Annotated in this window: 23 protein-coding genes; 17 read left to right on the plus strand and 6 right to left on the minus strand. The window is 71.9% G+C overall.

Annotated elements, in window-relative coordinates; genetic code table 11:
- Nucleotides 1-17 precede the first annotated feature (17 nt).
- The 4 genes from AC0QR5_RS15180 to AC0QR5_RS15195 all read left to right on the plus strand — a co-directional run bounded on the left by AC0QR5_RS15180 (nucleotide 18) and on the right by AC0QR5_RS15195 (nucleotide 5,722).
- A complete protein-coding gene (locus AC0QR5_RS15180; RefSeq protein WP_329862510.1) occupies nucleotides 18-1,454 on the plus strand; it encodes an LLM class flavin-dependent oxidoreductase in 1,437 nt (478 codons plus the stop codon).
- Between the two features lie 203 nt (nucleotides 1,455-1,657).
- Nucleotides 1,658-2,596 (plus strand): AraC-like ligand-binding domain-containing protein, encoded by a 939-nt coding sequence (locus tag AC0QR5_RS15185; RefSeq protein ID WP_329862508.1) that lies wholly within the window; start codon nucleotides 1,658-1,660, stop codon nucleotides 2,594-2,596.
- Between the two features lie 161 nt (nucleotides 2,597-2,757).
- Nucleotides 2,758-4,185, plus strand: coding sequence for an aldehyde dehydrogenase family protein (locus tag AC0QR5_RS15190; RefSeq protein ID WP_329862506.1), 1,428 nt, complete (start codon nucleotides 2,758-2,760; stop codon nucleotides 4,183-4,185).
- A gap of 10 nt (nucleotides 4,186-4,195) precedes the next feature.
- Nucleotides 4,196-5,722: a GMC family oxidoreductase gene (locus AC0QR5_RS15195; RefSeq protein ID WP_329862504.1), complete on the plus strand. Its 1,527-nt coding sequence runs from the start codon at nucleotides 4,196-4,198 to the stop codon at nucleotides 5,720-5,722.
- A gap of 122 nt (nucleotides 5,723-5,844) precedes the next feature.
- Here AC0QR5_RS15195 and AC0QR5_RS15200 read toward each other — a convergent pair whose 3' ends face one another.
- Nucleotides 5,845-6,390: a YceI family protein gene (locus AC0QR5_RS15200; protein WP_329862502.1), complete on the minus strand. Its 546-nt coding sequence runs from the start codon at nucleotides 6,388-6,390 to the stop codon at nucleotides 5,845-5,847.
- Nucleotides 6,391-6,628: 238 nt separating this feature from the next.
- On the opposite strand from AC0QR5_RS15200, the gene AC0QR5_RS15205 reads away from it, so the two are divergent.
- The gene (locus AC0QR5_RS15205) at nucleotides 6,629-6,841 is read left to right on the plus strand and encodes a DUF4287 domain-containing protein (protein ID WP_329862500.1); all 213 of its coding nucleotides are present in this window, start codon (nucleotides 6,629-6,631) and stop codon (nucleotides 6,839-6,841) included.
- A gap of 115 nt (nucleotides 6,842-6,956) precedes the next feature.
- Here AC0QR5_RS15205 and AC0QR5_RS15210 read toward each other — a convergent pair whose 3' ends face one another.
- From AC0QR5_RS15210 to AC0QR5_RS15220, 3 genes are read right to left on the minus strand one after another with little or no spacing between them, the layout of a single operon-like run.
- The gene (locus tag AC0QR5_RS15210; RefSeq protein WP_329862498.1) at nucleotides 6,957-8,504 is read right to left on the minus strand and encodes a tripartite tricarboxylate transporter permease; all 1,548 of its coding nucleotides are present in this window, start codon (nucleotides 8,502-8,504) and stop codon (nucleotides 6,957-6,959) included.
- Between the two features lies 1 nt (nucleotide 8,505).
- On the minus strand, nucleotides 8,506-9,120 hold the full coding sequence (locus AC0QR5_RS15215; RefSeq protein WP_329862496.1) for a tripartite tricarboxylate transporter TctB family protein: 615 nt from the start codon (nucleotides 9,118-9,120) through the stop codon (nucleotides 8,506-8,508).
- Complete coding sequence (locus AC0QR5_RS15220; protein WP_329862494.1) at nucleotides 9,117-10,094, minus strand: Bug family tripartite tricarboxylate transporter substrate binding protein; 978 nt, start codon at nucleotides 10,092-10,094, stop codon at nucleotides 9,117-9,119. The genes AC0QR5_RS15215 and AC0QR5_RS15220 overlap by 4 nt, the downstream gene beginning before the upstream one ends.
- A 156-nt stretch (nucleotides 10,095-10,250) precedes the next feature.
- Between AC0QR5_RS15220 and AC0QR5_RS15225 the strand changes: the two genes are divergently transcribed.
- The 11 genes from AC0QR5_RS15225 to AC0QR5_RS15275 all read left to right on the plus strand — a co-directional run bounded on the left by AC0QR5_RS15225 (nucleotide 10,251) and on the right by AC0QR5_RS15275 (nucleotide 24,522).
- Nucleotides 10,251-11,840, plus strand: a complete 1,590-nt coding sequence (locus tag AC0QR5_RS15225) for a sensor histidine kinase (protein WP_329862492.1) — start codon at nucleotides 10,251-10,253, stop codon at nucleotides 11,838-11,840.
- Nucleotides 11,837-12,574, plus strand: a complete 738-nt coding sequence (locus AC0QR5_RS15230) for a response regulator (RefSeq protein ID WP_329862490.1) — start codon at nucleotides 11,837-11,839, stop codon at nucleotides 12,572-12,574. The genes AC0QR5_RS15225 and AC0QR5_RS15230 overlap by 4 nt, the downstream gene beginning before the upstream one ends.
- A gap of 75 nt (nucleotides 12,575-12,649) precedes the next feature.
- Nucleotides 12,650-13,015: a VOC family protein gene (locus AC0QR5_RS15235; protein ID WP_329862487.1), complete on the plus strand. Its 366-nt coding sequence runs from the start codon at nucleotides 12,650-12,652 to the stop codon at nucleotides 13,013-13,015.
- Between the two features lie 373 nt (nucleotides 13,016-13,388).
- Nucleotides 13,389-15,038, plus strand: coding sequence for an ABC transporter substrate-binding protein (locus AC0QR5_RS15240; protein ID WP_329862485.1), 1,650 nt, complete (start codon nucleotides 13,389-13,391; stop codon nucleotides 15,036-15,038).
- A 4-nt stretch (nucleotides 15,039-15,042) separates the two neighbouring features.
- Nucleotides 15,043-16,038: an ABC transporter permease gene (locus AC0QR5_RS15245; protein WP_329862483.1), complete on the plus strand. Its 996-nt coding sequence runs from the start codon at nucleotides 15,043-15,045 to the stop codon at nucleotides 16,036-16,038.
- Nucleotides 16,035-16,886: an ABC transporter permease gene (locus AC0QR5_RS15250; protein ID WP_329862481.1), complete on the plus strand. Its 852-nt coding sequence runs from the start codon at nucleotides 16,035-16,037 to the stop codon at nucleotides 16,884-16,886. Before AC0QR5_RS15245 ends, AC0QR5_RS15250 begins: the two co-directional genes overlap by 4 nt.
- A complete protein-coding gene (locus tag AC0QR5_RS15255; protein ID WP_430970732.1) occupies nucleotides 16,883-18,712 on the plus strand; it encodes a dipeptide ABC transporter ATP-binding protein in 1,830 nt (609 codons plus the stop codon). Before AC0QR5_RS15250 ends, AC0QR5_RS15255 begins: the two co-directional genes overlap by 4 nt.
- The gene (locus AC0QR5_RS15260; protein ID WP_329862477.1) at nucleotides 18,709-20,016 is read left to right on the plus strand and encodes an acyl-CoA dehydrogenase family protein; all 1,308 of its coding nucleotides are present in this window, start codon (nucleotides 18,709-18,711) and stop codon (nucleotides 20,014-20,016) included. The genes AC0QR5_RS15255 and AC0QR5_RS15260 overlap by 4 nt, the downstream gene beginning before the upstream one ends.
- A complete protein-coding gene (locus AC0QR5_RS15265; RefSeq protein ID WP_329862475.1) occupies nucleotides 20,013-21,062 on the plus strand; it encodes an aldo/keto reductase in 1,050 nt (349 codons plus the stop codon). Before AC0QR5_RS15260 ends, AC0QR5_RS15265 begins: the two co-directional genes overlap by 4 nt.
- 71 nt (nucleotides 21,063-21,133) lie before the next feature.
- Complete coding sequence (locus AC0QR5_RS15270; protein ID WP_329862473.1) at nucleotides 21,134-22,555, plus strand: NtaA/DmoA family FMN-dependent monooxygenase; 1,422 nt, start codon at nucleotides 21,134-21,136, stop codon at nucleotides 22,553-22,555.
- Between the two features lie 287 nt (nucleotides 22,556-22,842).
- Complete coding sequence (locus tag AC0QR5_RS15275) at nucleotides 22,843-24,522, plus strand: ribonuclease J (protein ID WP_329862472.1); 1,680 nt, start codon at nucleotides 22,843-22,845, stop codon at nucleotides 24,520-24,522.
- A 223-nt stretch (nucleotides 24,523-24,745) separates the two neighbouring features.
- On the opposite strand, the gene AC0QR5_RS15280 is transcribed toward AC0QR5_RS15275, so the two are convergent.
- Both AC0QR5_RS15280 and AC0QR5_RS15285 read right to left on the minus strand, forming a co-directional pair.
- Nucleotides 24,746-24,949, minus strand: a complete 204-nt coding sequence (locus tag AC0QR5_RS15280) for a hypothetical protein (RefSeq protein WP_329862471.1) — start codon at nucleotides 24,947-24,949, stop codon at nucleotides 24,746-24,748.
- Nucleotides 24,950-25,035: 86 nt separating this feature from the next.
- Nucleotides 25,036-25,491, minus strand: coding sequence for a hypothetical protein (locus AC0QR5_RS15285; RefSeq protein ID WP_329862469.1), 456 nt, complete (start codon nucleotides 25,489-25,491; stop codon nucleotides 25,036-25,038).
- Nucleotides 25,492-25,601: 110 nt separating this feature from the next.
- On the opposite strand from AC0QR5_RS15285, the gene AC0QR5_RS15290 reads away from it, so the two are divergent.
- Nucleotides 25,602-26,039 carry a VOC family protein gene (locus AC0QR5_RS15290; RefSeq protein WP_329862467.1) on the plus strand — a complete coding sequence of 146 codons (438 nt, stop codon included), beginning with the start codon at nucleotides 25,602-25,604 and terminating at the stop codon, nucleotides 26,037-26,039.
- Nucleotides 26,040-26,114: the final 75 nt, after the last annotated feature.

Consider the following 26,114-nt stretch of genomic DNA (forward strand, 5'->3'; position numbering starts at 1 on the left):
CCGAAAGGACCCCTCCCATGGCACAACGCATCGCCCTGAACGCCTTCGACATGACCACCCCGACCCACCAGAGCCCGGGGTTGTGGCGGCACCCGGAGAACCGCGCGGACACGTACAACACCCTCGAGTACTGGACGGACCTGGCCCGGACCCTCGAGCGCGGCGGCTTCGACGCCCTGTTCCTCGCCGACGTGCTGGGCCTCTACGACGTCTACCGCAACTCCTCCGCCCCCGCCCTGCTGGACGCGGACCAGGTTCCGCTGGGCGACCCGTTCATGCAGATCTCCGCCATGGCGGCGGCCACGAAGCGCCTCGGCTTCGCCGTCACGAGCGCGCTGACGTACGAGCAGCCCTACGCCCTGGCCCGGAAGTTCTCCACCCTGGACCACTTCACCCGCGGCCGGATCGGTTGGAACGTGGTCACGAGCTACCTCGAGTCGGCGGCCCGGAACCTGGGTCTGGAGCGGCAGCTGGACCACGACGCCCGCTACGACCTCGCGGACGAGTTCATGGAGGTCGTCTACAAGCTGTGGGAGGGCTCGTGGGAGGAAGGGGCCGTGGTCAAGGACCGCGAGCGGGGCGTCTACACCGAGCCCTCCAAGGTCCATCCCATCAACCACGCGGGGGAGTACTTCACCGTCCCGGGCATCCACCTCTCCGAGCCGTCGCCGCAGCGCACGCCCGCGATCTTCCAGGCCGGCGCCTCGCCGCGCGGCCGCCGCTTCGGGGCGCGGCACGCGGAGGGGATCTTCCTGAACTCCATCAAACCGGAGATCACCCGCAAGGCCACCGACGCCACCCGGGACGCGTTCGAGGAGGCCGGGCGGGCCCGCGACGCCGGGAAGTTCTACGCGCTCATCACCACGGTGGTCGCCGATTCGGACGCCGCCGCGGAGAAGCTGCACCGCGAGTACCTCTCCTATTCCTCCCGCGAGGGCGCGCTGACGTTCTACGGCGGCTGGTCGGGTCTGGATCTCTCCCGCTACGCGGGCGAGGAGGAGCTGAAGTACCTCGACACCAACGCCGCCCGCTCGGCGCTGTCCATCTTCACCACCGCCGATCCGGGGCGCTCCTGGACCCCGAACGGGATCGCGGACTACCTCGGCGTCGGCGGGATCGGCCCGGTGCTGGTGGGCTCGCCGGAGACGGTCGCGGACGAGATCGAGCGCTGGGTCGACGTCGCCGGCCTCGACGGCATCAACCTGGCCTACGCCATCACGCCGGGTTCCTTCGAGCAGTTCACGGACCTCGTGGTCCCGGAACTGCGCAAGCGCGGGCGCGTCTGGGAGGACTACGAGGGCTCGACCTTGCGCGAGTACCTCGCGGGAGCGGGCAACTCCCGCGTCGACGCCACGCACCCGGCGGCAGCCTACCGCGGCGCGTACGCCGGGCGTCCCAGCGCTGCGGACAGCGCGGCGAGCGACCGCCCGGAGGCGGTCATCTCGGGCCGGTAGGGGACGACGCCGGGGCCCGCGCCCCGGTCCCGCGCCCCGCCTTCCGTCCAGCCCCGCCTGCCGCTCCGCCCGACGGCATCACTCTCCACTCCTGCGCTGTTCTCAGAGCTGAAAACGACGCGGGAGTGGATCGTGATGTGGAACCCCGGGGGTACAGTGGGGCCCAGGCGGTCCGCGACGCGGCGGGCGCGGAAGGGGCGGCCATGTACCGGGTCGAGCAGGCGGATTCGTTCGCATCCTGGCGGAAGCTCATCTCCGCCTCCTTCGTTCCGCTCGCCGCCGAGCCGACGCGGCCGGGCCCGTTCCGCGGGCAGGTCGGCGGCCGGCAGCTCAACGAGATCGGGATGATGCGCGTCGAGGCCGGCACGCACACCGTGGTCCGCACGCCGGAGCTCATCGGTGCCGGAGGCCAGGGCCACTACAAGCTCAACGTCCAGCTCGGCGGCAACGGGCTGCTCCTGCAGGACGGCCGCGAGACCGTGCTGCGGCCCGGGGACCTCGCCATCTACGACACGCAGCGCCCCTACACGCTCACGTTCGACGACGACTTCGCGACACTCGTGCTCATGTTCCCGCAGCACCTGCTGGCCCTCTCGCCGCAGGACGTCGCGGAGCTCACCGCGGTCCGCATGGGCCGGGGGCAGCGCCTCGCCGAGGCCGTCACGCCGTTCGTCGCCCAGATCGGGCAGCTCCTGCCCACCCTCGACGGACCGATCGGCTACCGCCTGGCCATGAACGTCGTCGACCTGCTCTCGACCCTCCTCGCCGACGAGGTCTACTCGCGCCCGGACCAGGCCGCCGACGGCCACGCCCGCCTCCTGCGCCGCATCCAGCACCACATCGAGGCCAACCTGGCCGATCCCCGGCTGGACCCGCCCGGGATCGCCGCCGCCCACTTCGTCTCCACGCGCACGCTGCACCAGCTCTTCGCCGACGCCGGGCTCACCGTGGCCGGATGGATCCGCGAGCGTCGGCTCGAACACTGCCGCCGCGACCTCGCCGATCCGCTGCACGCCGAGGTCCCCGTCGGCGCGATCGGCGCCCGCTGGGGACTGCACGACGCCGCCCACTTCAGCAAGGCCTTCCGCGCCGCCCATGGCGAATCCCCCGGCCGGTACCGGGAACGGATGCGCTCCGCCTAGGCGGGGCCCCGGCGTCGTACTCCACCCTCCCGCGCAGCCCGCGCATCCCGCGGGGAGGATCCGCGCTGCCGGACAAGGACTCCGCCGCGAGCGACAAGGCGCCCCGCTGTGAGCTGAGGCACAGTGGAGGCAGAGCCATCCCTGCTGCGAAGGAGCACGCCATGACCACCGAATCCACCACCTCGACGGGCTACCGGGAGCTGTTGTCCCGCATCGCCTCCCCTGGCGAGACGCGCCCCATCACCGATCCGGCCACGGGCGAGGAGGTGGGCCGCGCGCCGGTCCACACCGCCGCCGACCTGGACGCCGCCGTCGCCGCCGCCCGCGCCGCGCAGCCCGCCTGGGCCGCCTTGTCCCACGCCGAGCGCAGCGGGTACCTGAACCGGGCCGCCGACGCGATCGAGGCGAACGCCGAGGCGCTCGCCGAGCTGCTCTCCCGCGAGCAGGGCAAGCCGCTCAACGGACCCAACGCCCGCTTCGAGGTCGGCGCGTGCTCCGCCTGGCTGCGCGCCACGGCGTCGTTCGAGCTGGAGCCGGAGGTCGTCGTCGACGACGGTGAGACGCACGCGGAGGTGCACTACCGCCCGCTCGGCGTGGTCGGCGCGATCGGCCCCTGGAACTGGCCCATGATGATCTCGATCTGGCAGATCGCCCCGTCGCTGCGCATGGGCAACACCGTGGTGCTCAAGCCCAGCGAGTACACGCCCCTGTCCGTCCTGGCGCTCGGCGACGTGCTGAACACCGTCCTGCCGGAGGGACTGCTGCACGTGGTCTCCGGCGGGCGGGACGTCGGGGAGGCGCTGTCCGGCCATGCGGGCATCGACAAGATCATGTTCACGGGTTCCACCGCCACGGGCAAGGCGATCATCCGCTCCTCCGCGGACACCGTGAAGCGCCTGACCCTGGAGCTGGGCGGGAACGACGCCGGGATCGTGCTCGAGGACGCGGACCCGCAGGCGATCGCCGAGGGCCTGTTCTGGGGGGCGTTCATCAACACGGGCCAGACGTGCGCCGCGCTCAAGCGCCTCTACGTCCCGGACTCCCTCTACGAGCAGGTCTGCGAGGCCCTGACCGCGGTCGCCGCCCAGATGCCCATGGGGCACGGGCTCGACGAGAACAACGTGCTGGGCCCGCTGCAGAACCGGGCGCAGTTCGACGTCGTCGCCCGGCTCGTCGAGGCCGCGAAGGCCTCCGGGGCGCGGGTGCTCACGGGAGGCGATCCGGATCCGGACGCGCCGGGCCACTTCTACCCGACCACGCTCGTCGCGGACATCGACAACGACAACCCGCTCGTCGCGGAGGAGCAGTTCGGCCCGGCGCTGCCGATCATCCGCTACACGGACCTGGACCAGGCCGTGGAGATGGCCAACGGGCTCGACGTCGGCCTCGGCGCCTCCGTCTGGTCCGCGGACCCGGCGCGGGCGCGCGAGGTCGCCGCGCGGCTCGAGGCCGGCACCGTGTGGATCAACAAGCACGGAGCGGTCGATCCGCGCGTCCCCTTCGGCGGGGCCAAGCAGTCCGGCTACGGGCTCGAGTTCGGCGTCGCGGGCCTCAAGGGCCTCGGCACTCCGCAGGTCATCGCGGGCTAGGGAACGCGCCGTGGAACACCAGGAATTCGACTACATCGTCGTCGGCGCCGGATCGGCCGGGAACGTGATCGCCCGCCGCCTGCTCGACGCCGGCAAGTCCGTCGCGGTCCTCGAGGCCGGGGAGCAGGACACCAACCCTGACATCGTCAACCTCTGCACGCTCGGCGCCTTGTGGCACAGCGAGCAGGACTGGGACTACTACACGACCGAGCAGCCCGGGGCGTCCGGCCGCCGGATCCACGTGCCGCGCGGCAAGGTCATGGGCGGCTCCCATGCCCTCAATGCGACGATCTGGGTCCGCGGGGCGCGCCAGGACTACGACGCCTGGTCCTACCTGGGCTGCCCCGGCTGGGGCTGGGAGGACGTGCTGCCGTACTTCGAGAAGATCGAGGCGTACGACGGCGATGCCGCGCCGGGGCGCGGTACGGACGGTCCGCTGGACGTCACCACGCGCTACGAGCGCAACCCCATCCAGGAGGCGATGCTGGACGGCGCGGTCGAGGCCGGGCACCGGCTCAACGAGGACTACAACTCCGGGGACCCGGAGGGCGTCTCCCGCATGCAGCTGAACCTGCGGGATGGAAACCGCTTCAACACGTGGCACGCCTACCTGCGGCCCGTCGCCGACCACGAGCGTCTCACCCTCCTGACGGGCGCCCGCGTGCACCGGCTCGTCGTGGAGGACGGCACGGTGTCCGGGGTCGAAGTGCGGATCGACGGCGGGACGCGCGTGCTGCGGGCGGGGGAGACCATCCTCGCGGCGGGGGCCATCAATTCCCCGGAGGTGCTGTTGCGCTCCGGGATCGGTCCCGCGGCGGAACTGGAGGCGGCCGGCGTCGTCCCCGTCCACGAGCTTCCGGGGGTGGGCAAGAACCTGCAGGACCACTTGCTCTCGCCCGTCATCTTCACCACGGACCGGCCCGTCCCCGCGCCGACCGTCGCCCCGGCCGAGGTGCATCTCTTCGCCAAGAGCAGCCCGGACCTCGACGTCCCGGACACGCAGCCGATCTTCTTCTCGGTGCCGATGTATTCGCAGGGCTACGCGGGAGGGGAGATGTCCGGCGCGGACGGCGGGTTCTCCATGCTCGGGGGCCTCGTGCGCCCGCAGAGCCGCGGCGAGATCACGCTGACCGGTCCGGAGCTGGAGGACCCCATCGCGATCGACCTCGCGGCGCTGGCCGAGCAGGCCGACGTCGACGCGCTCGTGGCCTCGGTGCGGCACTGCCGCGAGATCGGGCGGACCGAGGCGCTCGCCGCGTGGGGCGCGCGGGAGGTCTACCCGGGGCCGGAGGTCTCCGACGACGATCTGGAGCGGTACGTGCGGGACTCCGTGGTCACCTACCACCACCAGGTCGGTACCTGCCGGATGGGCCTGGACTCCGGGGCGGTCGTGGATCCACGCACGCTCAAGGTCCGCGGGCTCGAGGGCGTGCGGGTGGCGGACGCGTCCGTCATGCCGCTCGTGCCGACGGGGAACACCAACGCGCCGTCGGTCATGATCGGCGAGCGCCTGGCGGCCCTCCTCGTCGACGCCTAGGACAACACAACGCTCTCCACGCATCTGTCGTTTTCACAGGTGAGAACGACGATTGCGTGGAGAGCGTTGATGTTCCGGGGCCTGTTGTCGCGGGGCCCGGGGCCGGGGTAGGAGCCGGGGAGCTAGTTGGCGGCGGGCTTCACGAAGGCGGAGTCGATGCTGATGGTCACCTTGTCGCCGACCAGGACGCCGCCGGCCTCGAGGGCCGCGTTCCACGTGATGCCGAAGGCCTTGCGGGAGATCTGCGCGGTGGCGGAGAAGCCGGCGCGGGTGGCGCCGAACGGATCGACGGCGACGCCGCCGAACTCGACGTCGAAGGTCACCGGGAGGGTGGTCTCCTTGATGGTCAGCTCGCCCGTGAGCTGGAACTCCTCGGGCGTGCCGGCGACGGAGCGGGAGACGAAGGTCATCTCCGGGAACTGCTCGACGTTGAAGAAGTCCTCGCCCTTGACGTGCGCGTCGCGGTTGTCGTCGTTGGAATCGAAGGAGGCGGTCTTGACGACGGCCTTCACGGCGGAGGCGTCGAGGGACCCGCCGACCGTCAGGGTGGCGTCGGCCTCGGTGAACTGGCCGCGGACCTTGCTGATGCCGGCGTGGCGGACGCTGAAGCCGACCACGGTGTGCGCGGCGTCGAGGGTCCAGGTGCCGGGGGTGAAGTCGATGGTCATGTGATCTCCTTGTCGGGGGACGGCCCGTGGGCCGGGATGGTTATTTCCATGCGTATGCATATAGTTTTGCATGCCTCGCTTGAAGTGTCAACCAATTCGCGGTGAACTTTCTTCCGGGTCTCCCACGCGCGAGCGGAGGCCCTTCAATGCCCCACAGGCGGACGCGCCCCCGGGACGGGCTCCCGCGATCCGCTCCGGCGTGCTTGCCGCCCCTCCGCGACGGTGCTTGACTGTGCGCGTGAGCGAAACCGTGAAGGGCCCCCGGTCCTACTTCCCGTCCATCGAAGCCAAGTACGGCCAGCCCGTGGAGCACTGGATGGACCTGCTGGAGGCGGTCAAGGACCGCAAGCACCTCGAGCAGGTCAACTGGCTCAAGGCCGAGCACGGCCTGGGGCACGGCCACGCCAACGCGATCGTGGCCGTCTACGGGTCCGAACGCCTCGGCGGCTAGACCTGTCAGACGCGTCCGGCCGTGCGGAGAGCGACCATGGACGCTTTCACTGGGCGATGACGATAAACCGTCATGCCCCGGTGAAAGCGTCCATGGTCGCCGGGTCGGATCGACGTCAGGCGCCGACCAGCTCGTCGTCGTCGAGCTTGACGGCCGAGGAGCGGGACCGGGCGCGGTGCCGCAAGTGCTGCACGGCGCTGATGGCCAGCGCGATCGCGAGGACCGCGTAGAGGGTGATCGTCACGGGGCTGTCGACGAGGATGGACAGGTCGCCCTCCGAGACCGTGAGCGCGCGGCGCAGCTCCGTCTCCGCCAAGGGGCCGAGGATCACGGCGATCAGCACGGGCGCCAGCGGGAACTTGTAGCGGCGCATCATGAAGCCCAGCAGACCGATCGCCAGCAGGATCCACAGGTCCACGACCGAGGAGCTGATCGCATAGACGCCCAGGACCGAGAGCACCGCGATGCCCGCGTAGAGGTAGTGGCGGGGGATCAGCAGCAGCTTGGCCCACAGGACCGCGAACTGCATGTTCAGGACCACCAGGATCACGAGGCCCACGAAGAGCGAGGCGAGCAGCGTCCACACGAGCGCCCCGGAGCGCTCGAAGAGCAGCGGACCCGGCTGCATGCCGTACTGCTGGAACGCGGCGAGCATGATCGCGGCGGTCGCCGAGGTCGGCAGGCCGAGGGCCAGGAGGGCGCCCATCGCGGTGCCGGCGGTCGCGTTGGCCGCGGCCTCCGGGGCGGCAACGCCCTTGATGGAGCCCGTGGTGCCGAACTCGGTGTCCCCGCGGCGCTTGGCCAGGCGCTTCTCCGTGCCGTAGGCGAGGAACGTCGGGACCTCGGCGCCGCCGGCGGGGATGACGCCGAACGGGACGCCGAACGCGGTACCGCGCAGCCAGGCGGGAAGGGCCTTCTTGATGTCGGCCAGGTTCAGCCGCGGCCGCCCCTTGGTCTTCACGCGCGTGGCCTCGGGATCGCGGTGGATGCGGGAGGCGATGTGGAAGACCTCGCCGAGGGCCAGCAGGCCCACCGTGATCACGACGATCGACAGGCCGTCGAAGAGCTGCGGCATGCCCAGGGTGTAGCGGATCGTGCCCGACGGCCCGTCGACGCCGACCATGGCCAGCACGAGGCCGATCCCGAGGGCCACGAGGCCCTTGACGACGGACTCGGAGACCACGGAGGAGATCGCGAGGAACGCGAAGACGGCGAGGGCGAAGTACTCGGCCGGGCCGAACGCGGTCGCCATCCTCACGAGGGTCGGGGCGAAGAAGACGACGACGGTCGTGGCCAGCAGGCCGCCCGTGAACGCGCCGACGGCGGCGGTGGCGAGCGCCTTGGCCGCCCGCCCGTCGAGGGCCATGCGGTGCCCCTCGAACGTCGAGGCGATCGCGGAGGAGTTGCCCGGGGTGTTCAAGAGGATCCCGGACGTCGAATCGCCGAACAGGCCGCCGTAGTAGACGCCGGCGAACATGATGAACGCGGCGGTCGGGTCGAGGGAGAACGTGATGGGCAGCAGCAGCGCCACGGCCATCGCGGAGCCGAGCCCCGGGAGGACGCCCACGGCGGTGCCGAGGACGGCGCCGATGACGACCCACAGGAGGTTCATCGGCGTGAGGGCGTTGGAGAAGCCCTCCATCAACAGTGTCAGCTGTTCCATGTCAGAGCAGTCCTTCCAGGAAGCCGGCGGGCAGGTTCAGACCCAGCCCGGCGTTGAACGCGAGCTGCACCGCGGAGGCGAACAGCAGCGAGACGCTGAGGTCGAAGAGCGGGCGCTTGGAGCCCAGCGCGCGGCAGACCACCCAGAAGAGGACGGTCGCGGCGAGGATCCATCCGGCCACGGGGAGCATCAGGTTGAACAGCGCGACGGCGCCGACCACCATGCCGAGCGTCTTCCAGTCGGAGAAGGCCTGGGGCCGGCCCGTGGCGCGGGGCCGGGTACCGCTCCGGGTGGTGATGCGCCCGTCGGCGGTGTCGCCGAGGTCGGAGAGCATCTCGGAGGAGACCTCGGCGCCGCGTCCGTCGTCGTCCGCGTCGGGGAAGCGGCGCGTGCGCAGGACCTGGAACGCGTGGGCGAACGCCACGACGTAGAGCAGGACGCAGACGATGGTCGGGAAGAACTGCGGTCCGGGGACGCTGTTGCCGAGGACCTCCATGGTCGCGGTCCCGTAGGTGAGGAAGCCGGCCAGGACCAGCACAAGGGCCGGGACGATCAGCTCGCTGCGCCCGGACCAGAAGCCCGTGATGCGTACGGTATTGGTTTCGGTGGCGCTCACAGCCCCAGTCCTTCCACGATGTCGCTGGTGCGGGCGAGCTCCTCGGCGATGAACGCCTCGAACTCCTCGCCCGTCATGAAGTTGTCCACCCAGCGGTTGCGCTCGAGCGCGGACTGCCAGTGTTCGGTGTCGCGGAGCTCGGTGACGATGTCCACGAACTCCTGCTTCTGCTCCTGGGTGACCCCGGGGGCGGCCGCGTAGCCGCGCCAGTTGGCCATGTAGGCGTCGACGCCCTGCTCGATGAAGGTCGGGACGTCGGCCCCGGGCAGGCGCTCCTCTGAGGAGACGGCGAGGGCGCGCAACTGGCCGGCCTCGATCAGGTCGGAGACCTCGTTGTAGCCGGTGATGCCGGCGTCGGTGGTCCCGGAGAGGATCGCCGCGATGGCGTCGCCCGAGTAGGCGATGTAGTTGGCCTTCGCCGGGTCGATCCCGATCTCCTCCGCCACGAGGCCCGTGATGAGGTGGTCGATCGAGCCGAGGGAACCGCCGGCGATCGACGTGCCCCCCGGATCGGCCTTCCAGTCCTCGACGAACTGCCCCAGCGTCTCGTAGGGCGAGTTCGCCGGGACCACGAGGACCGAGTAGTCGTCGGCGACGCGGGCGATCATCTCCACGGACGTGAAGTCCGCGTCCGACTTGGACAGGGAGACCGCGCCGACCATGGCGGCACCGGTGGCCATGAGCATGTCGTGGCGCCCCGGCATCTGGACGAACTGGCTGAGTCCGATCGTCCCGCCGGCTCCAGGGACGTTGACGACCTGGGCGTTGTTGACGATGCCCTCCGACTTGAGCGCCTGCTGTCCTTCGCGGGCGAAGCCGTCCCAGCCGCCGCCCGGGGCGGCCGGTGCCATGAGTGTCAGCTTCGACCGGGCGGTCGCCTCGCCCCCGCTGGAGGCGGCATTGACCACGGCAAGCGCCGTCACGACGGCCACGACGCCGCCGTAGAGGGCCTTCTTGAGTGTGCTCTGCTTCATTGTCATCCGTAGTGTTCTCGGTGTAGGGGGCGGGCTCCAGCGGCCGTCCCAGGCCCCCACGATGGCAGGAATGTGATCTCAGGCACAGCTAGAATGGGCTTTGGTTCATAAGGGGCATAAGGAAAATAAAGTCAACGGATCCAGGAGGCGGCACGCATGGGCAGCACCGCGCGCCGGGACCGCCGACGGACCGGGCTCCGGACCCGCCTGCTCGCCCTGCAGTTGCTGATCGTCCTCGGGATCGTCACCGTCGCCGCGACCGCCGTCGTGCTCTTCGAGGACCGCCGCACCCAGGAGACGGCCCTCGACACCGTGGAGACGGTCGCCCTGCAGCTCGCCGCCCAGGACGTCGTGCGGCAGCACGTCGACCAGCCCGACGCCGAGGACGCCATCGGGCCCGTCGCGTCGCTCGCCCAGGCCGCGTCCGGCGTCGACTTCGTCGTCGTCGTGGATCCGCAGGGCCTGCGCGTCGCCCACCCGGACCCGGACGAGGTCGGCGAACCCGTCTCCACGGACCACGGCCCGATCCTCGCCGGGGAGTCCTTCCGCGGCACCGAGATGGGCACGCTCGGGGTGACGCTGCGCGCCAAGGAGCCCGTGCTGCGCGACGGCCGCGTCGTGGGCACCGTCTCCGTCGGCATCCTGCAGTCCAAGATCCGCGCCGAGCTGCTCGGCGTCGTCGCCGACGTCGCACCCTGGATCCTCGGCGCCGCGGCGATCGGCACCGTCGCCGCGACGTGGGCCTCGCGCACCGTGCGCCGGCGGATCTACGGGGTGGAGCCGGAGGACGTCGCCTCGCTCGTCCAGTCCCAGCAGGCCGTCCTGTTCAGCGTGACCGAGGGCGTGCTCGGCGTCGACTCGACCGGCCGGCTCAGCCTCGTCAACGCCGAGGCCGCCCGCCTGCTCGGGATCCGCCAGGAGGACGCCGGCCGCCCCGCCGCGGACGTCCTGGACCCGCACGTCCTCGGGCTCCTGGACAGCGAGGGGTCCGCCGCGGAGAGCGCCCAGTACGTGCTCTCCGGCGAGCGCGTGCTGCTCGCCACGCGGCGGGAGGCCGTGTCCGCCGGCGTCTCCCGCGGCCGCACGCTCACCCTGCGGGACCGCACCGAGCTCGAGGCGACGCTGCGCGAGCTCGAGGGCCAACGAGGCCTCGCCGACGCCCTGCGCTCGCAGACCCACGAGTTCGCGAACCGCCTCCATGTCATCGCCGGGTACCTCTCGGCCGGCGCGCCGGGGGCGGCGGAGGACTACGTGCGCCGCATCTCCGGGGCGCTCGACCCCTCGGCCGCGCACGGACTCGCCGATCCCGCGCTGTCCGGGCTCCTCGGCGCCCAGGCCGCGGTGGCACGCGAGGCGGGCGTCGCGCTCGAGGTGGATCCGGCGTCGTACACCGCCGAGGGATGGTCGGCGGACGACGACGTCCTCACCGTCGCCGCGAACCTCCTCAGCAACGCGATCGAGGCGGCGGGTGACGGCGGCACCGTCCGCGCGCTCATCGAGGCCGGCACCGCGGGCGTGCGCGTCGCCGTCGAGGACTCCGGTCCGGGCATCGCGCCGGGCCACGAGGCGCGGATCTTCCAGCGCGGCTACTCGAGCAAGGGGGCCGAGGCGGGGACCGGGGCGCCCCGCGGGGTCGGGCTCGCGCTCGTGGACCGCATCATCGCGCGCCGCGGCGGCACGGTCGAGGTCGCGTCCTCGACGCTCGGCGGGGCCAGGATCGGCGCGGCGTGGGGAGGGGCGGCATGATCCGCACGCTCATCGTCGACGACGACCCGGACGTCGTGCTCATGCACCGTCTCTTCGTGGAGGCGATCGACGGCTTCGAGGTGGCCGGGACCGTGGACCGCGGCGCCGAGGTGCTGCCGTTTCTCGAGTCCCGGGCCGTGGACCTCGTCCTGCTCGACGTGCACTTGCCGGACCTCGGCGGTCTCGAGGTGCTGGCCGGGCTCCGGGCCGCCGGGCACGCGCCGGGCGTCATCATGATCACGGCCGCGAGCGACCGGGACACGGTCGGCGCCGCGATCGGCCGCGGGATCGACGACTACCTCGTCAAGCCGTTCACGATGGGCGACTTCAAGCGCCGGCTCGAGTCGTTCCGCGCCGTGCGCGAGGCGGCGGGGCGGGACGACGCCGGGGCGCTGGGCCAGGCGCAGATCGACCGCATGCTCGGGGCCGGGAGGGGGACGCCTGCGGGGCCGCAGTCCGGGGCGGTCCCCGCGTCGACGGTTCCCGTGGCGGGCGCGCCGTCGCCGCTGCCGAAGGGCTACGCCCGCCCGACGCTCGACCTCGTCTCGGGCGCGCTCCGCGGAGCAGGGGCGGACCTCTCCGCCCAGGAGGTCGCCGAGCGGTGCGGGATCTCCCGCGTCAGCGCGCGCCGCTACCTGGACCTCATGGCCGAGCGCGGCCTGGCCGAGCTGCGTCCCCGCTACGGTTCGGCCGGCCGGCCCGAGCACCGCTATCGCTGGACCGGGCGCGGCTGACCCCTCAAACTGCCCACTTCTCGGCGCCGCGGCCGGACCCTTCACAGCGGCGGCGCCGCGGAGGAGGATGCGGGCATGAGGATCCTTCACCACATCACCGTGTTCGACACCCCCGACCTGGCCGCCTCCAGCGCCTTCTGGGCCGCGATGCTCGGCGGCACCGTGGAGGCCGGCGACGAGGACTGGCACACCGTGCTCGTCGACGGCCGTTCCCGGCTCGGCTTCCAGCTGGCCCCGGGGCTGGAGCCGCCGGACTGGCCCGACGGCTCGCCGCAGCAGCTGCACCTGGACCTGTACGTCGAGGAGCTCGCGCCCGCCCACGAGGAGGCCCTGGCGCTCGGCGCGCGGCTGCTCAGGCAGGCCGAAGACCCCGCGGCCCCCGAGGGCTTCCAGGTCTACGCCGACCCGGCCGGCCACCCCTTCTGCCTCTGCTGGGGCTGACCGCCTGACAAGCTCCCCATTTCCCGGCCCCGCGGCCGTGCTGGACCCGGCGTGTCGGGCCGACACGCCGGGCCCGGCCCGGAAGAAACGGGAAGTCCTCCGGCAGCCCGGGCGGGGCCGTCCCGCGGGGCGATGCCTGGAGCGCCGCGGGGCCCGGCATCGGCCGGGCGAGGGTTAAGCCCGGTTCCGGCCCGTGACGCCGGATGACCCCGCATGTCCCCGGATGGAGCGGTCTCCGGGCCCGCCGCGTCACGCAGCTCCATGCGGCGTCGTCGTCGTTAGCGCCCTCGGCCGCGCCCGGCCCTTCCGTCCACAGTGGTTGGACACCCGCCAGAGCGTTTCTGCGGGGAAGAGACCACCGAGGACGAGGACCATGGGCACCTTCACGACCGCCATCACCCGCACCACCGCCGCGACGTCGCTCGTCGCCGCCCTGGCCCTGGCGCTCACGGCCTGCGGCGGCCCCGCCGACGCCGGCGGATCGGCTGCCGCGGGGAGCCGGGACAAGCACGGCGGCGAGATCGTCTACCTCGACGCCGAGCTGTCCCGGAACACGCAGCTGCAGTCCAGCGGCACGTGGCAGGACTCCGCGTACATCGAGAACATCGCCGACCGCCTGGTCTACCGCGATCCCGCCACACAGGAGATCAAACCGTGGCTCGCGCAGGAGTGGAGCGTCAGCGACGACGGGCTGAGCTACGTCTTCACGATCCGCGACGGAGTGAGCTTCAGCAACGGTCAGGCCCTCGACGCCCAGGCCGTCAAGCGCAACCTCGAGTGGCAGATCACCGGGGACGAGGCCAAGGGGATCCCGGCCAACAACTGGTTCCCCCGCATCGCCGGCATCGCGGCGGACGACGCCGCGCAGACGGTCACCGTCCAGCTCGAGCACCCGAGCACGGCGTTCCTGGCCATCCTGTCCTTCTGGCGCTCCGCGATCGTCGCGGACGAGACCATCGAGGCCCCGATCGAGACCCAGCAGCAGCTCAGCGGCATCATCGGCTCGGGACCGTTCGTCGTCGAATCGGAGAAGTACGGCGAGGAGATCGTCCTGACCCGGCGCGAGGGCTACGCCTGGGCGCCGCAGGGCCTCGCCAATCAGGGCGAGGCGTACCTGGAGAAGGTCACGATCATCCCCGTGACGGAGGACAGCGTCCGGCTCGGATCGCTGCGCGCCGGCGAAGCCGACGTCATCCGCTACATCCAGCCCAGCGAGGAGAAGACCCTCACGGACGCCGGCTTCGAGGTCGTCGCCCGGCAGGGCGTGGGCAACGCGAACGTGTGGGACCTGAAGCAGTCCGCCCCGTTCCTCGACGACGTCAGGGTGCGCCAGGCGCTGCAGCACGGGATCGACCGTCAGCAGATCATCGACGACCTCTACACGGAGAACTGGTCCGCGGCCACGAGCATCATCACGCCGGGATCCGTCGGGTACAAGGACGTCTCCGAGCTGTTCGAGTACGACGCCGAGAGGTCCAACGCGCTGCTCGACGACGCGGGGTGGACGGAGCGCGACGCCGACGGCTACCGGACCAAGGACGGCGAGCAGCTGCGGATCCTCACCTACGTCGACGTCTACGACTCCACGGCCAAGCCGCTCTTCCAGCTCGTGCAGTGGCAGCTCAAGGCGATCGGCGTGAACCTGGACATCAAGGAGACCGACTACGCCAACTACTCCTCCGTCTACTCGGACCCGAACGTCGGCGCGCTGCGCAACGGCTGGCCCGAGGCGGACACGACGCGGCTGAGCATCGGCTACAGCAGCGGCGGCTCGAACTCCTTTGCCTTCCAGGAGCCGGATGCCGAGCTCGACGCGCTGCTCGCCGCGCAGTTGACCGCCCCGGGCGTCGAGGAGCGCGAGGAGGTCATCGCGGACATCCAGGAGCGCATCGTCGAGCAGGCCTACGCCCTGCCGATCATCAACGACACGCAGGTGTTCGGCGTGGCATCCACCGTCCACGAGCTGACGTTCAGCTCCGAGGCGCGCCCGCACTTCTACGAGACCTGGACCGAGCGGAAGTAGGGCCATGCAGCACCGCTTCCTCGTCCTCAAACGCGTCGGGCAGTCGCTGCTCGTGATCGCCCTGACCTACGTGTTCGTGTTCTACGTCCTGTTCCTGCTGCCGGGCGACCCGGTCAAGAGCCGGATCGAGAACCCGCAGAATCCGATCCCGGCCGAGCAGGCCGCGGCGATCCTGGCCTACTACAACCTGGACCGCGGCGGACTGGAACAATTCTGGATCTCGGTGACCCGCCTGTTCCAGGGCGACCTGGGTTACTCCCTCGGCACGGGCCGACCCGTCGCCGAGCTCATCCGGGACGGCTTCGCCGAGACCATCACGCTCGCCGGGCTCGCCCTCGTGCTGGCCCTGGCACTGTCGCTCGTGATCGCGGCGACGGCGGTCCTGGCGCCGTGGCGCTGGGCCCGCGGACTCGCGGAGAAGCTTCCGGTGATCGCCCTCGCGACCCCGGGGTTCCTCGTCGGCCTCGTGCTGCTGCAGGTCTTCGCCTACCAGCTCGGCTGGTTCTCCTCCATCCGCGACGAGGGTTTCAAGTCGCTCGTCCTGCCGGCCGTGACGCTGGCCATCGGCGTCAGCGCCCCGATCGCCCAGGTACTGATCCACGGGCTGCGCCACGCCTACGCCGAGCCGTTCGTCGCCGTGCTGCGGGCCAAGGGCGTGCCGGAATCACGGATCTTCGGGGAGCACGTGCTCAAGAACGCCTCGATCCCCGCGCTGACCCTGTTCGGGCTGACGGTGGGGGAGCTGCTCGCCGGTTCCGTCATCGCCGAGGCGGTCTTCAACCGCTCCGGGCTCGGCTTCATCACGGAGCAGGCCGTCCGGGCGCAGGACGGACCCGTGGTTCAGGCGATCGTGATGCTCGTCGCCGTGATCTTCACGCTCGTCAACCTGCTCACCGACCTGCTCTACCCCGTGATCGACCGGCGGATCACGCCCCGGGGCGGCGGTCCTGCCGCCGAGCGCCCCGCGTCCACGGACCAGCCCCGGGGGGTGACGGCATGAGCGCGCAGACCCTGCCCGTGACGACGTCCGGACGCCGGTCCGGGACCCGGATCGTGCTCGGCGACTGGGTGGCCCTCGCCTTCCTGGCGGTACTGCTGCTGGCCATCGCGGCGCCCTCGTGGATCGCCGCCTACGACCCGCTCGAGGTCTCGCCCGGCAACACGCTGCTGCCGCCGAGCCCGGCCCACCCGTTCGGCACGGACTACCTGGGCCGCGATTCGCTCTCCCGGGTCGTCCACGGCACGGGCCGCACCATCGGCGCCTCGCTCGTGGCCGTCTCGATCGGCCTCGGCGTGGGATCGCTCCTGGGCCTCGTCGCCGCCTACTTCGGCCGGTGGGTCGACGCGGTCGTGAGCCGGATCGTCGACGTCCTGCTCTCCATCCCCGGGCTGCTGCTGTCCATGGTCGTCGTCGTGGCCCTCGGCTTCGGCACGATCAACGCGGCGATCGCCGTCGGCATCGCCTCGGTGGCCACGTTCACCCGGCTCATGCGCTCGGAGGTCCTCACGGTGCGGAACCTGCCGTTCATCGAGGCGGCCCACCACATCGGCGCCGGCCCCGGCACGGTCCTGTTCCGGCACGTGCTGCCCAACTCCTACACGGCCGTGCTGTCCATGACGGCGCTGCAGTTCGGCTCCTCGATCCTTTGGATCGCGGCGTTGAGCTTCCTCGGCTACGGCGCCCCGCCACCCCATCCGGAGTGGGGCCTGCTCGTCGCCGAGGGCCGCGAGTACATCGTCTCGTCACCGTGGCTGACCCTGCTGCCCGGGCTCGTGATCGTCCTGACGGTCCTGTCCATCAGCCGGGTCGCCGCCCTGGTCCGTTCCCAGCAGGAGGCCCTCCGATGACCACCAGCACCAGCACCGCCCTCGACACGTCCACCCCCGCCGGCCCAGGCCACCCCGGCGTCCCGGGCCCCGCCGCGCCGTCGTCCCGGGAAACCCTCGGCGGAGCCGGCGCGGGCCCCGACGCCCCGGCGCTGCGCCTCGAGGGCCTGAGGATCGCCTACGGGCACGGCGGGAACGCCCGCGAGGTCGTGCACGGGGTCGACCTGCTCCTCGAGCGCGGCAGGACCCTGGCGCTCGTGGGCCAGTCCGGCTCCGGCAAGTCCACGATCGCCCAGGCCGCGGGCGGGCTGCTGCCCCTGTCGGGGCATGTCACGGCGGGCACGATCCACGTCGCCGGGCGGGACGCGACCGCGTGGACGCGGAGCCAGTGGCGCTCGCTGCGCGGCACCGGCGTCGGTTACGTGCCGCAGGACCCCCTCGGCTCCCTCGACCCGCTGCAGACCGTGGGCCGCCAGCTCGGGCAGGCCCTGCGCCTGCACACCGACGCCACGCGGGCGACGGTCGCGGCCCGGGCCGTGGAGCTGCTGGAGCACGTGGGCATCCACGATGCCGCCCGGCGCCTCGACGCCTACCCGCACGAGCTCTCCGGCGGGCAGCTGCAGCGCGTCCTGATCGCGATCGCGATCGCCGGCCGGCCCGAGCTGTTGATCGCCGACGAGCCCACTTCCGCGCTCGACGTCACGGTGCAGAAGAGGATCCTGGACCTGCTCGGCGAACTACAGCGGGAGCTCGGGCTCGCCGTCCTGTTCATCACGCACGACCTCGCGCTCGCGGCGGAGAGGAGCGACGCGCTCGCCGTCCTGAACCACGGCCGGCTCGTCGACCACGGGGCGACCCGCCGGGTCCTCGCCGCGCCGGAAGACCCCTACACGCGCCAGCTCTTCGCGGACGCGCCGGCGACCTCGCCGGACAAGTACGCGGAACGGATCGAGGTCCTGGCCCGGCGTGCCGGGGCGGGACAGGACGACGCCGGGGCCCGCGCGGGTGCCGCGCCGGACGGTTCCGCAACGGGAACCGGGGCGGACGCCGCCGTCGTCGTCGAGGGACTCGTCAAGCACTACGGCGGGGCCGAGGGGCGGCCGCCGGCCGTGGACGGGGTCTCCTTCACGCTCCGCCGGGGCTCGACGCACGCCCTCGTGGGGGAGTCCGGCTCCGGCAAGACCACGATCGCGCGCGTCGTCGCGGGCCTCGAGGGGTTCGGCGCCGGCCGGGTCGTCGTCGACGGACGCGTCCTGGAGAGCCGGCCGCAGCACGCCAATCCCTACGCGCGGCAGCTGCAGCTCGTCCACCAGAACCCGCTCGCCGCGCTCGACCCGAAGTTCAGCGTCCGGCGCAGCATCGAGGAGCCGCTGCGGCTGCACCGTACCGGGCCGCACGCGGCCTCCGACGCCCTCCGCGCCGGACGCGTGCGGGAGGTCCTGGAGCGCGTGGCCCTGCCTGCGGAGGTGTTGGACAAGCGCCCCCGCGAGCTCTCCGGCGGGCAGCGCCAGCGCGTCGCGATCGCCCGCGCGCTCGTGCTCGCGCCGGACATCCTGGTCCTCGACGAGCCGACGTCCGCCCTGGACGTCACGGTCCAGGCGCGCGTCGTCGAACTGCTCTTCGAGCTGCGCGAGCAACAGGAGCTGAGCTACCTGTTCATCACCCACGACCTGAGCCTGGTCCGCCAGATCGCCGACGACGTCTCCGTCCTGGAACGGGGACGGCTCGTCGAGACGGGGGCCGTGCGCCGGGTCTTCGAGGACAGCGGGCAGGCGTACACGCGCCGGCTCATCGATTCCATTCCGGGCCGCGGCGCCGCGGCCGGCCAGAGAAAGGCACAGCCATGACAGCCACGGCCATCCGGCACAGGACGTCCCCCGTGGGCGCCGACGCGCTCAGGGAGGAGTTCGCACCCCTCTTCGCCCGGATCCGGGACGGCGCCGTGGAGCGGGAGAAGCGGCGCGAGCTGCCGTTCCTCGTGGTGCAGGAGCTCAAGGAGGCCGGGTTCACGGCGCTGCGGGTCCCGGAGGAGTTCGGCGGGCGCGGCGTGGAGTTCGAGGACTTCACCGAGCTGCTGATCGACCTCGCGGCCGCGGACTCCAACGTCGCCCACCTCTTCCGCGGGCACATCGCCCACGTGGAGAACCTGCTCCTGCGCGCCCCCGGGACGTACCGCGACGCCTGGCTGCGCCGGATCGCCGCCGGCGCCCTCATCGGCAACGCGGCGTCCGAGCGGGGAGAACTCACCGAGATCGGGACGCGGCTCGACGGCGGCCCGGGCCGCCGCACGGTGACCGGGACCAAGTACTACACGACCGGCAGCATCTACGCGGACTGGATCTCGCTCAGCGCCGTGGCCGACGGCGTGAGGCACAACGTCCTGGTCCGCGCGGACCACCCGGGCGTCCAGGTCGTCGACGACTGGGACGGCTTCGGGCAGCAGCTGACCGCGAGCGGAGGGCTGACCCTCGATGCCGTCCCCGTGGACGAGGAGGACGTCACGGCCTTCGACACGACCAACCCGCACGTCGGGTTCGGCGTCTCCGTCTTCCAGACCGTGCTGCTCGCCGTGGCCGCGGGCATCGCCCGGGCCGCGCTCGAGGACGCGGTGGCGTTCGTCACGCCGCGGCGCCGGACGTTCGCCCACGTCGGCGAACTCGTGCCGCGCGAGCAGCACCTCGTCCAGGCGGTCGTGGGCAGCGTGGCGGCCAAGGCCCACTCCGCCCGGCTCGTCGTCTCCGGCCAGGCCGCCGCGATCGGCGCCTACGCCCGCGCGGCGGCCGGAGGGCGGCGCGCCGGGACGGACGAGGAGCAGCAGCGGGAGTCCGGGAGGCTCGCGCTCGACGTCTTCAAGACCCAGCAGGTCGTCCTGCAGCTCGTGCTCGACGCCGCCACCGAGGTCTTCGAGGTCGGCGGCGCCTCCGCCACGAGCACCACGCTGCGCCTCGACCGGCACTGGCGCAACGCCCGGACCGTCGCGAGCCACAACCCCGTGAACTACCGCCTCCGCTCGGTCGGCGAACAGCTGCTGACCGGACGGATCCAGCTCTGGGGTACGTCCCTGGACCTGGCCAACCAGACCCACGACCCCGCCGCGCCGCAAACGGTCACGGGGGAGGACTCCACCACGACCGACGAAGGAAAGCCATGACGCTCCTGCCCGGCCTCCGGCTCGGCGACGGGCTGGCCGTCCCCGCCCAGGGCCTCGGCGCCATGGTGCTGACCGACTCCTACGGCCCCGCCGAGCCGTCCGAGTCCCTGCGCACCGTCCACCACGCGCTGGACCGGGGCATCCGGCTGCTCGACACCGCCGACGTCTACGGCAGCGGCCGCAACGAGGAGCTCCTCGCCCAGGTCCTGCGCACGCGCCGGGACGAGGTCGTGCTCGCCACCAAGTTCGGCTTGCGGCACGGCGGCGGGCCGGGGACGCCGCGCATCCAGGCGGATCCGGCCTACGTCCGCCGCGCCGTGGACGCGAGCCTGCTGCGCCTCGGCATCGACGAGATCGACCTCTACTACTGCCACCGCGTGGATCCGCTCGTGCCGATCGAGGAGACCGTGGCCGCGCTCGCCGGCCTCGTCGCCGCGGGCAAGGTCAGGCACATCGGACTCTCGGAGGCGACGGCCGGGGAGATCGAGCGTGCGCAGAGGATCCATCCGCTGGCCGCCGTGCAGAGCGAGTGGTCGGTCTTCAGCCGCGACGTGGAGCAGCGCGTGCTGCCGACGGTGCGCCGGCTCGGGATCGGCTTCGTCGCCTATTCCCCGCTCGGCCGGGGACAGCTCGCGGGCGCCGCCGCGTCCGGGATGGCGCTGGACGACGCCGATGCGCGCCGGCGCTTCCCCCGCTTCGATCCGCTCGCGGCGGTCCGCAACGCGCCCCTCGTCGAGGCGGTCGCCTCCGTCGCGGCGGCGGAGGGGCTGACGCCAGCCCAGACCGCGCTCGCCTGGGTCTACGCCGCCGGCCGCCGACTCGGCGTGCCCGTCGTTCCGATCCCCGGGACGCGGCGCAGCGCACGGGTCGACGAGAACGTCGCCGCCGCTGGCATCTCGTTGGGGGCCGGCTCGATCGAACGGCTCGACGCGCTCGCCGGCCGCGTCCACGGGGAACGGGCGCGGGATCCGCTCTTCGTCTCCCGCGGGCGCGAGGCCGTCGACGCTCGGGAGCGGACGTCGCACGCGGCCCTGCCCGCCGGCTGAAAGGCGCCGGCTGAACGCGGGCGGCCGCACCCGCCGCCCATCCACCCAGAACCCACGATCCGAAAGCCCCCATGACCACCACCAGCGGCCGCGAGCCGAAGAAACTCATCGTCAACCTGTTCGAGATGGCCTGCGTCAGCCACATCACGCATGGCCTGTGGGTCCTCGAGGGCAACAACCGCCACCGCACGGCGGACCTGGACTACTGGCTCGAGCTCGCCCGGACGGCCGAGGACGCGGGATTCGACGCGGTCTTCCTGGCCGACGTCGTCGGCGCCTACGACGACTTCCGCGGCGGCCCGGAGACGGCGCTGCGCGAGGGGCTGCAGATCCCCAACCTCGACCCGCTCCTCGTGGTCCCCGCGATGGCGGCCGTGACGGATTCGATCGGTTTCGGGGCGACGTTCTCCACGAGCTACGAGCCGCCCTTCGCGTTCGCCCGCCGCGCCGCGACGCTGGACCATCTCACCCGGGGGCGGTTCGGCTGGAACATCGTGACCTCCTACCTCTCCAACGCGGCCCGCAACTTCGGCCTCGCCGAGCAGATCGAACACGACGCCCGCTACCGGATCGCCGACGAGTACCTCGACGTCCTCTACAAGCTGTGGGAGGGCTCGTGGGACGACGACGCCGTGGTGGAGGACCGGGAGCGGAAGGTCTACACGGACCCGGACAAGGTCCGCTACATCCACCACGTCGGGGAGAACTTCTCCGTCGCCGGACCGCACCTCGTGGCGCCGTCCGCGCAGCGCACGCCCGTGCTGTTCCAGGCCACCGGCTCACCGGCCGGGATCGACTTCGCCGGCAAGCACGCCGAGGTCGTCTTCACGGGCGGGCGCACGGCCGCGGACTTCCGGGCCAACGCCTCCACGATCCGCGACGCCGCGCAGGGCCGCGGGCGGGAGCGGGACGACGTCAAGTGCATCGTGCAGGCCGGCGTCGTCGTCGGCCGCACGGAGGAGGAGGCGTCGCGGAAGCTGGCCGAATACCGCCGGCACAGCTCCGTCGAGGGGATCCTCGCCCACGGCGGATTCGCGATCGATCCCACCGCCTACCCGCCTCAGACCCCGGTGCAGGACATCCTCGCCGCGGAGGGCAAGCTCGGCGTGCCCCTCGCCCGGACCCTGGCCCCGGGGACAACGGCGGGGCAGCTGCTGGAGAACGTGCGCTCCGGCCGCGAGGGGCGCTACTTCGTATCGGGGACGCCGGGGGTCGTGGCGGACGAGATCGAGCGTTGGCTCGACGAGGACGGGATCGACGGGATCAACCTCCGCCAGTACCACTCCTTCGGAACGGCCCGGGACTTCGGGGAGCTCGTGGTCCCGGAGCTGCGCCGGCGCGGCCGCCTGGCCGGCGAGCACGCCCCGGGGACCACGCTGCGGGAGCGGATCTTCGGTCCCGGCCGGAGCCGGCTTCCGGACACCCACCACGGCGCCCGCTACCGCGGCGGGGCGCACCTGGACGCGGCCCGCGCGGCGGTGGCCGCTGGCTGAGCCCTGGAGGACTTCCCACTTCTCGGCGCCGCGACCGTGCGTGACCCGGCGTGTCCGGCCGACACGCCGGGCCGGTCCGGGGAGAAGTGGGCAGTTACTCCACGGGGCCGGCGGGACGGGCGGCACGCGGTGCACTGATACCCTTGGGGAAGACTTCCCGCCGCGCCATGCGAGCGCGGCGCACCACCGGACCGCCGTCGAGGCCGCCGGTACCCCCACGAACCGCACGCAAGGCTCCGGGGCGGCGCACCGGCGTCGTACCGGGTCCGCATACAGAGATGGATAACATGACCCGACGTCACCCGCACCGCCAGAACCCGCCTGCCCTGCCGAAGGGGGCCATGCGCATCATCGGCCTCGGCGGCCTCGGGGAGATCGGCCGCAACATGACCGTCTTCGAGTACGGCGGCAAGCTGCTCATCGTGGACTGCGGCGTCCTCTTCCCGGAGGAGCAGCACCCGGGCGTGGACCTGATCCTGCCTGACTTCTCCTATCTGCGCGACCGCCTCGACGACGTCGTCGGCCTCGTGCTCACGCACGGCCACGAGGACCACATCGGCGGTGTCCCGTACCTGCTCAAGGAGCGCCAGGACATCCCGGTGATCTCGGCCAAGCTGACGCTCGCGTTCCTGAAGACCAAGCTCCAGGAACACCGGATCAACGCCAAGACGGTGCTGGTCAAGGAGGGCGACACCAAGAAGCTCGGCCCGTTCGACCTCGAGTTCCTCGCCGTGAACCACTCCATCCCGGACGGCCTCGCCGTGGCGATCCGCACGCCCGCCGGCCTCGCGCTGGCCACCGGCGACTTCAAGATGGACCAGTTCCCGCTGGACCGCCGCATCACCGACCTCGCCGGCTTCGCGCGGCTCGGCGAGGAGGGCGTGGACATCTTCCTGCCGGACTCCACCAACGCCGAGGTTCCGGGCTTCATGGCCGCCGAGGCGGACCTGCTGCCCGCGATCGACAACGTCATGCGCACCGCACCGCGCCGCGTGATCGTCTCGAGCTTCGCCTCCCACGTGCACCGCATCCAGCAGGTCATCGACTCCGCCCACAAGTACGGGCGCAAGGTCTCCTTCATGGGCCGCTCGATGGTGCGGAACATGACCACCGCGCGCGAGCTCGGCTACCTGAAGATCCCCCGCGGAGTCCTCGTGGACTACAAGGAGGTGGAGAAGATGGCCCCGCACAAGGCCGTCATCATCTGCACCGGTTCGCAGGGCGAGCCCATGGCCGCGCTGGCCCGCATGGCCAACCAGAACCACGACATCGACCTGGCCGAGGGTGACACCGTGCTGCTGGCCTCCTCCCTCGTGCCGGGCAACGAGACGGCGATCTACCGCCTCATCAACGACCTCACCAAGCTCGGCGCCAACGTGGTCCACAAGGGCAACGCGAAGGTCCACGTCTCCGGACACGCCTCCGCCGGCGAGCTCGTCTACTGCTACAACCTGGTGCGGCCGAAGAACGTCATGCCGGTGCACGGCGAGCACCGCCACCTCAAGGCCAACGCCGAGCTGGCGATCCGCACGGGCGTGGACCCGAAGCAGGCGCTCGTCGTCGAGGACGGCGTCGTGATCGACCTGCAGGACGGCGTCGCGAAGGTGACCGGCCGCGTGCCGGCCGCGTACGTGTACGTCGAGAACATGGTGGCCGGAGCCGCGACCGAGGAGTCCCTCGCCGACCGCCTGCGCCTGGCCGAGGACGGCGCCGTGACCGTGCTGCTCATCGTGGATCCGGACAGCGGCAAGCTCGAGGAGGACCCGGAGTTCTTCCCGGTTGGCTTCGACTTGAGCGAGAAGGACCTGGAGAAGGCCACGGGCATCGTCGAGAAGACGCTCGCCGGCCTCAAGGGCGGCAAGACCGGGCCGGACGCGGAGCAGGCGATCGGACAGGCCCTCGTGCGCTGGTCCGACCGCGCCCTGCGCCGCAAGCCGGTCTACACGGTCATCACCGTCGACGCCTAACCCCTCCCCGCGCACTTTTCGCTTCAACCTTTCCTGAACGCCCTGCTCGGGGCGGTTCAGGCGCGGCTAAAACGCGCAGGAGCCGTGAAAAGTGCGCGGGAGCGGGGCACGCCCCACCAGAGACGTTCCGGCGGGGGCGCGGTCTCGGGCGCGGGATGCCGGGGAAAGCCCCGGCGGGCGCCCGGGGATGACGACGGCGCGGCCCGCGATCAGGCCGCGGGGCTCAGCCGCCGTACGGGACCCGCGGGATGTCCGGCTTGCCGTCGTGGTTCGCGTCTCCGTAGGCGCGCATGGCGAGCCGGTTCGCGAGCTCCTCGTTGATCCGGTACTTGTAGATCGGCTGTGGAGGCGCGGCCGCGGGGGCATCCTTCTGGGCCACGTCCTTGGCCTCGGCCCGTGCGGACTTGTTGCGCTTGAAAAGGCTCATGACGGCGACCTCCTCGTCAACCGATGACGGCTTCCTGTCTTTCAACGATACGCCGCTCCGCGGGGAAAAGCAGCGGGCCGTCCGGCCTAGACGGCCGCCGCCAGGCCGAGCAGCTGCGTCAGGGCGAAGAGCGCGAACAGGATCCAGCCCGCTCCCCGCAGGAGGCGGCTGTGGTCTTCGGGCGGCGTGAACTGCCAGCGCCCGTCCTGATGCTGCTGGTAGTAGACCGTCCCGCCGGTCTCCGACGGGCTCCCGGCCTGCATGACGCCCCCGTGCTCCGACGCGTCCCCGGCTCGTCCCGGATCGGTACCGCGCTCCTGGACGGCGTCTGCGAGCGCGTGGCTGACCATGCCTCCTTCCGGAGTGGTCCACACGGCGCACCGCTGCCCCTCGAGGACCATCAGGACGTAGGGCGCGGACTGCCATTGCCGCAGCAGGAGGCGGTGCACGGCGGACGCCGCGAAGAACGCCAGGGCCGCGGCGAGCGCGATCCACCCCAGCAGTTCCAGTCCGGGTCCGGCCGCGGCCGCGAGTTCCTGCATGCCTCGAGTCTAGGGTCCCGCGGCGGGGCGCGCCTTGCGGCCCGTCATATCCCAGGACGACGGCGGCGCGGCTCTGGTGCCGCTGGCGGGTCCTTGCTACGTTTCCAGGCATGGGCATCAAGCTGGAGAACGTCGGGATCGCGGTGCGCGACCTCGACGCCGCGGTTTCCTTCTTCACCGACCTCGGCCTGACGGAGCTCGGCCGCGACACGGTCAGCGGCGAGTGGGCCGATACTGCCGTGGGGCTCGACGGCAACCACGCCAGGATCGCGTTGCTCCAGACGCCCGACGGGCTGGGCCGGCTGGAGCTCTTCGAGTACATCCATCCCCCGGCGCTCGAGTCCGAGCCGACGCGTCCGCACCAGATCGGCATGCACCGGGTGGCCTTCTCGGTGGAGGACATCGACGCCGCCCTGGCGACCGCGGCGCGGCACGGTTGCCACCCGCTGCGCGGCGTGGCCGAGTACGCCGGGCTCTACCGGCTCACGTATCTGAGGGGGCCCAGCGGGATCCTGGTGATGCTCGCCCAGCGGCTGACGGCGGACTGAACGGCGGAGGACACCGGCAGGCCGGGTCCGGTGCTAAGCTGGGGCACTAGAAACTGTGTTCGAAAGCAGGTGGCC

It is taken from the genome of Arthrobacter sp. J156, from assembly GCF_056172865.1.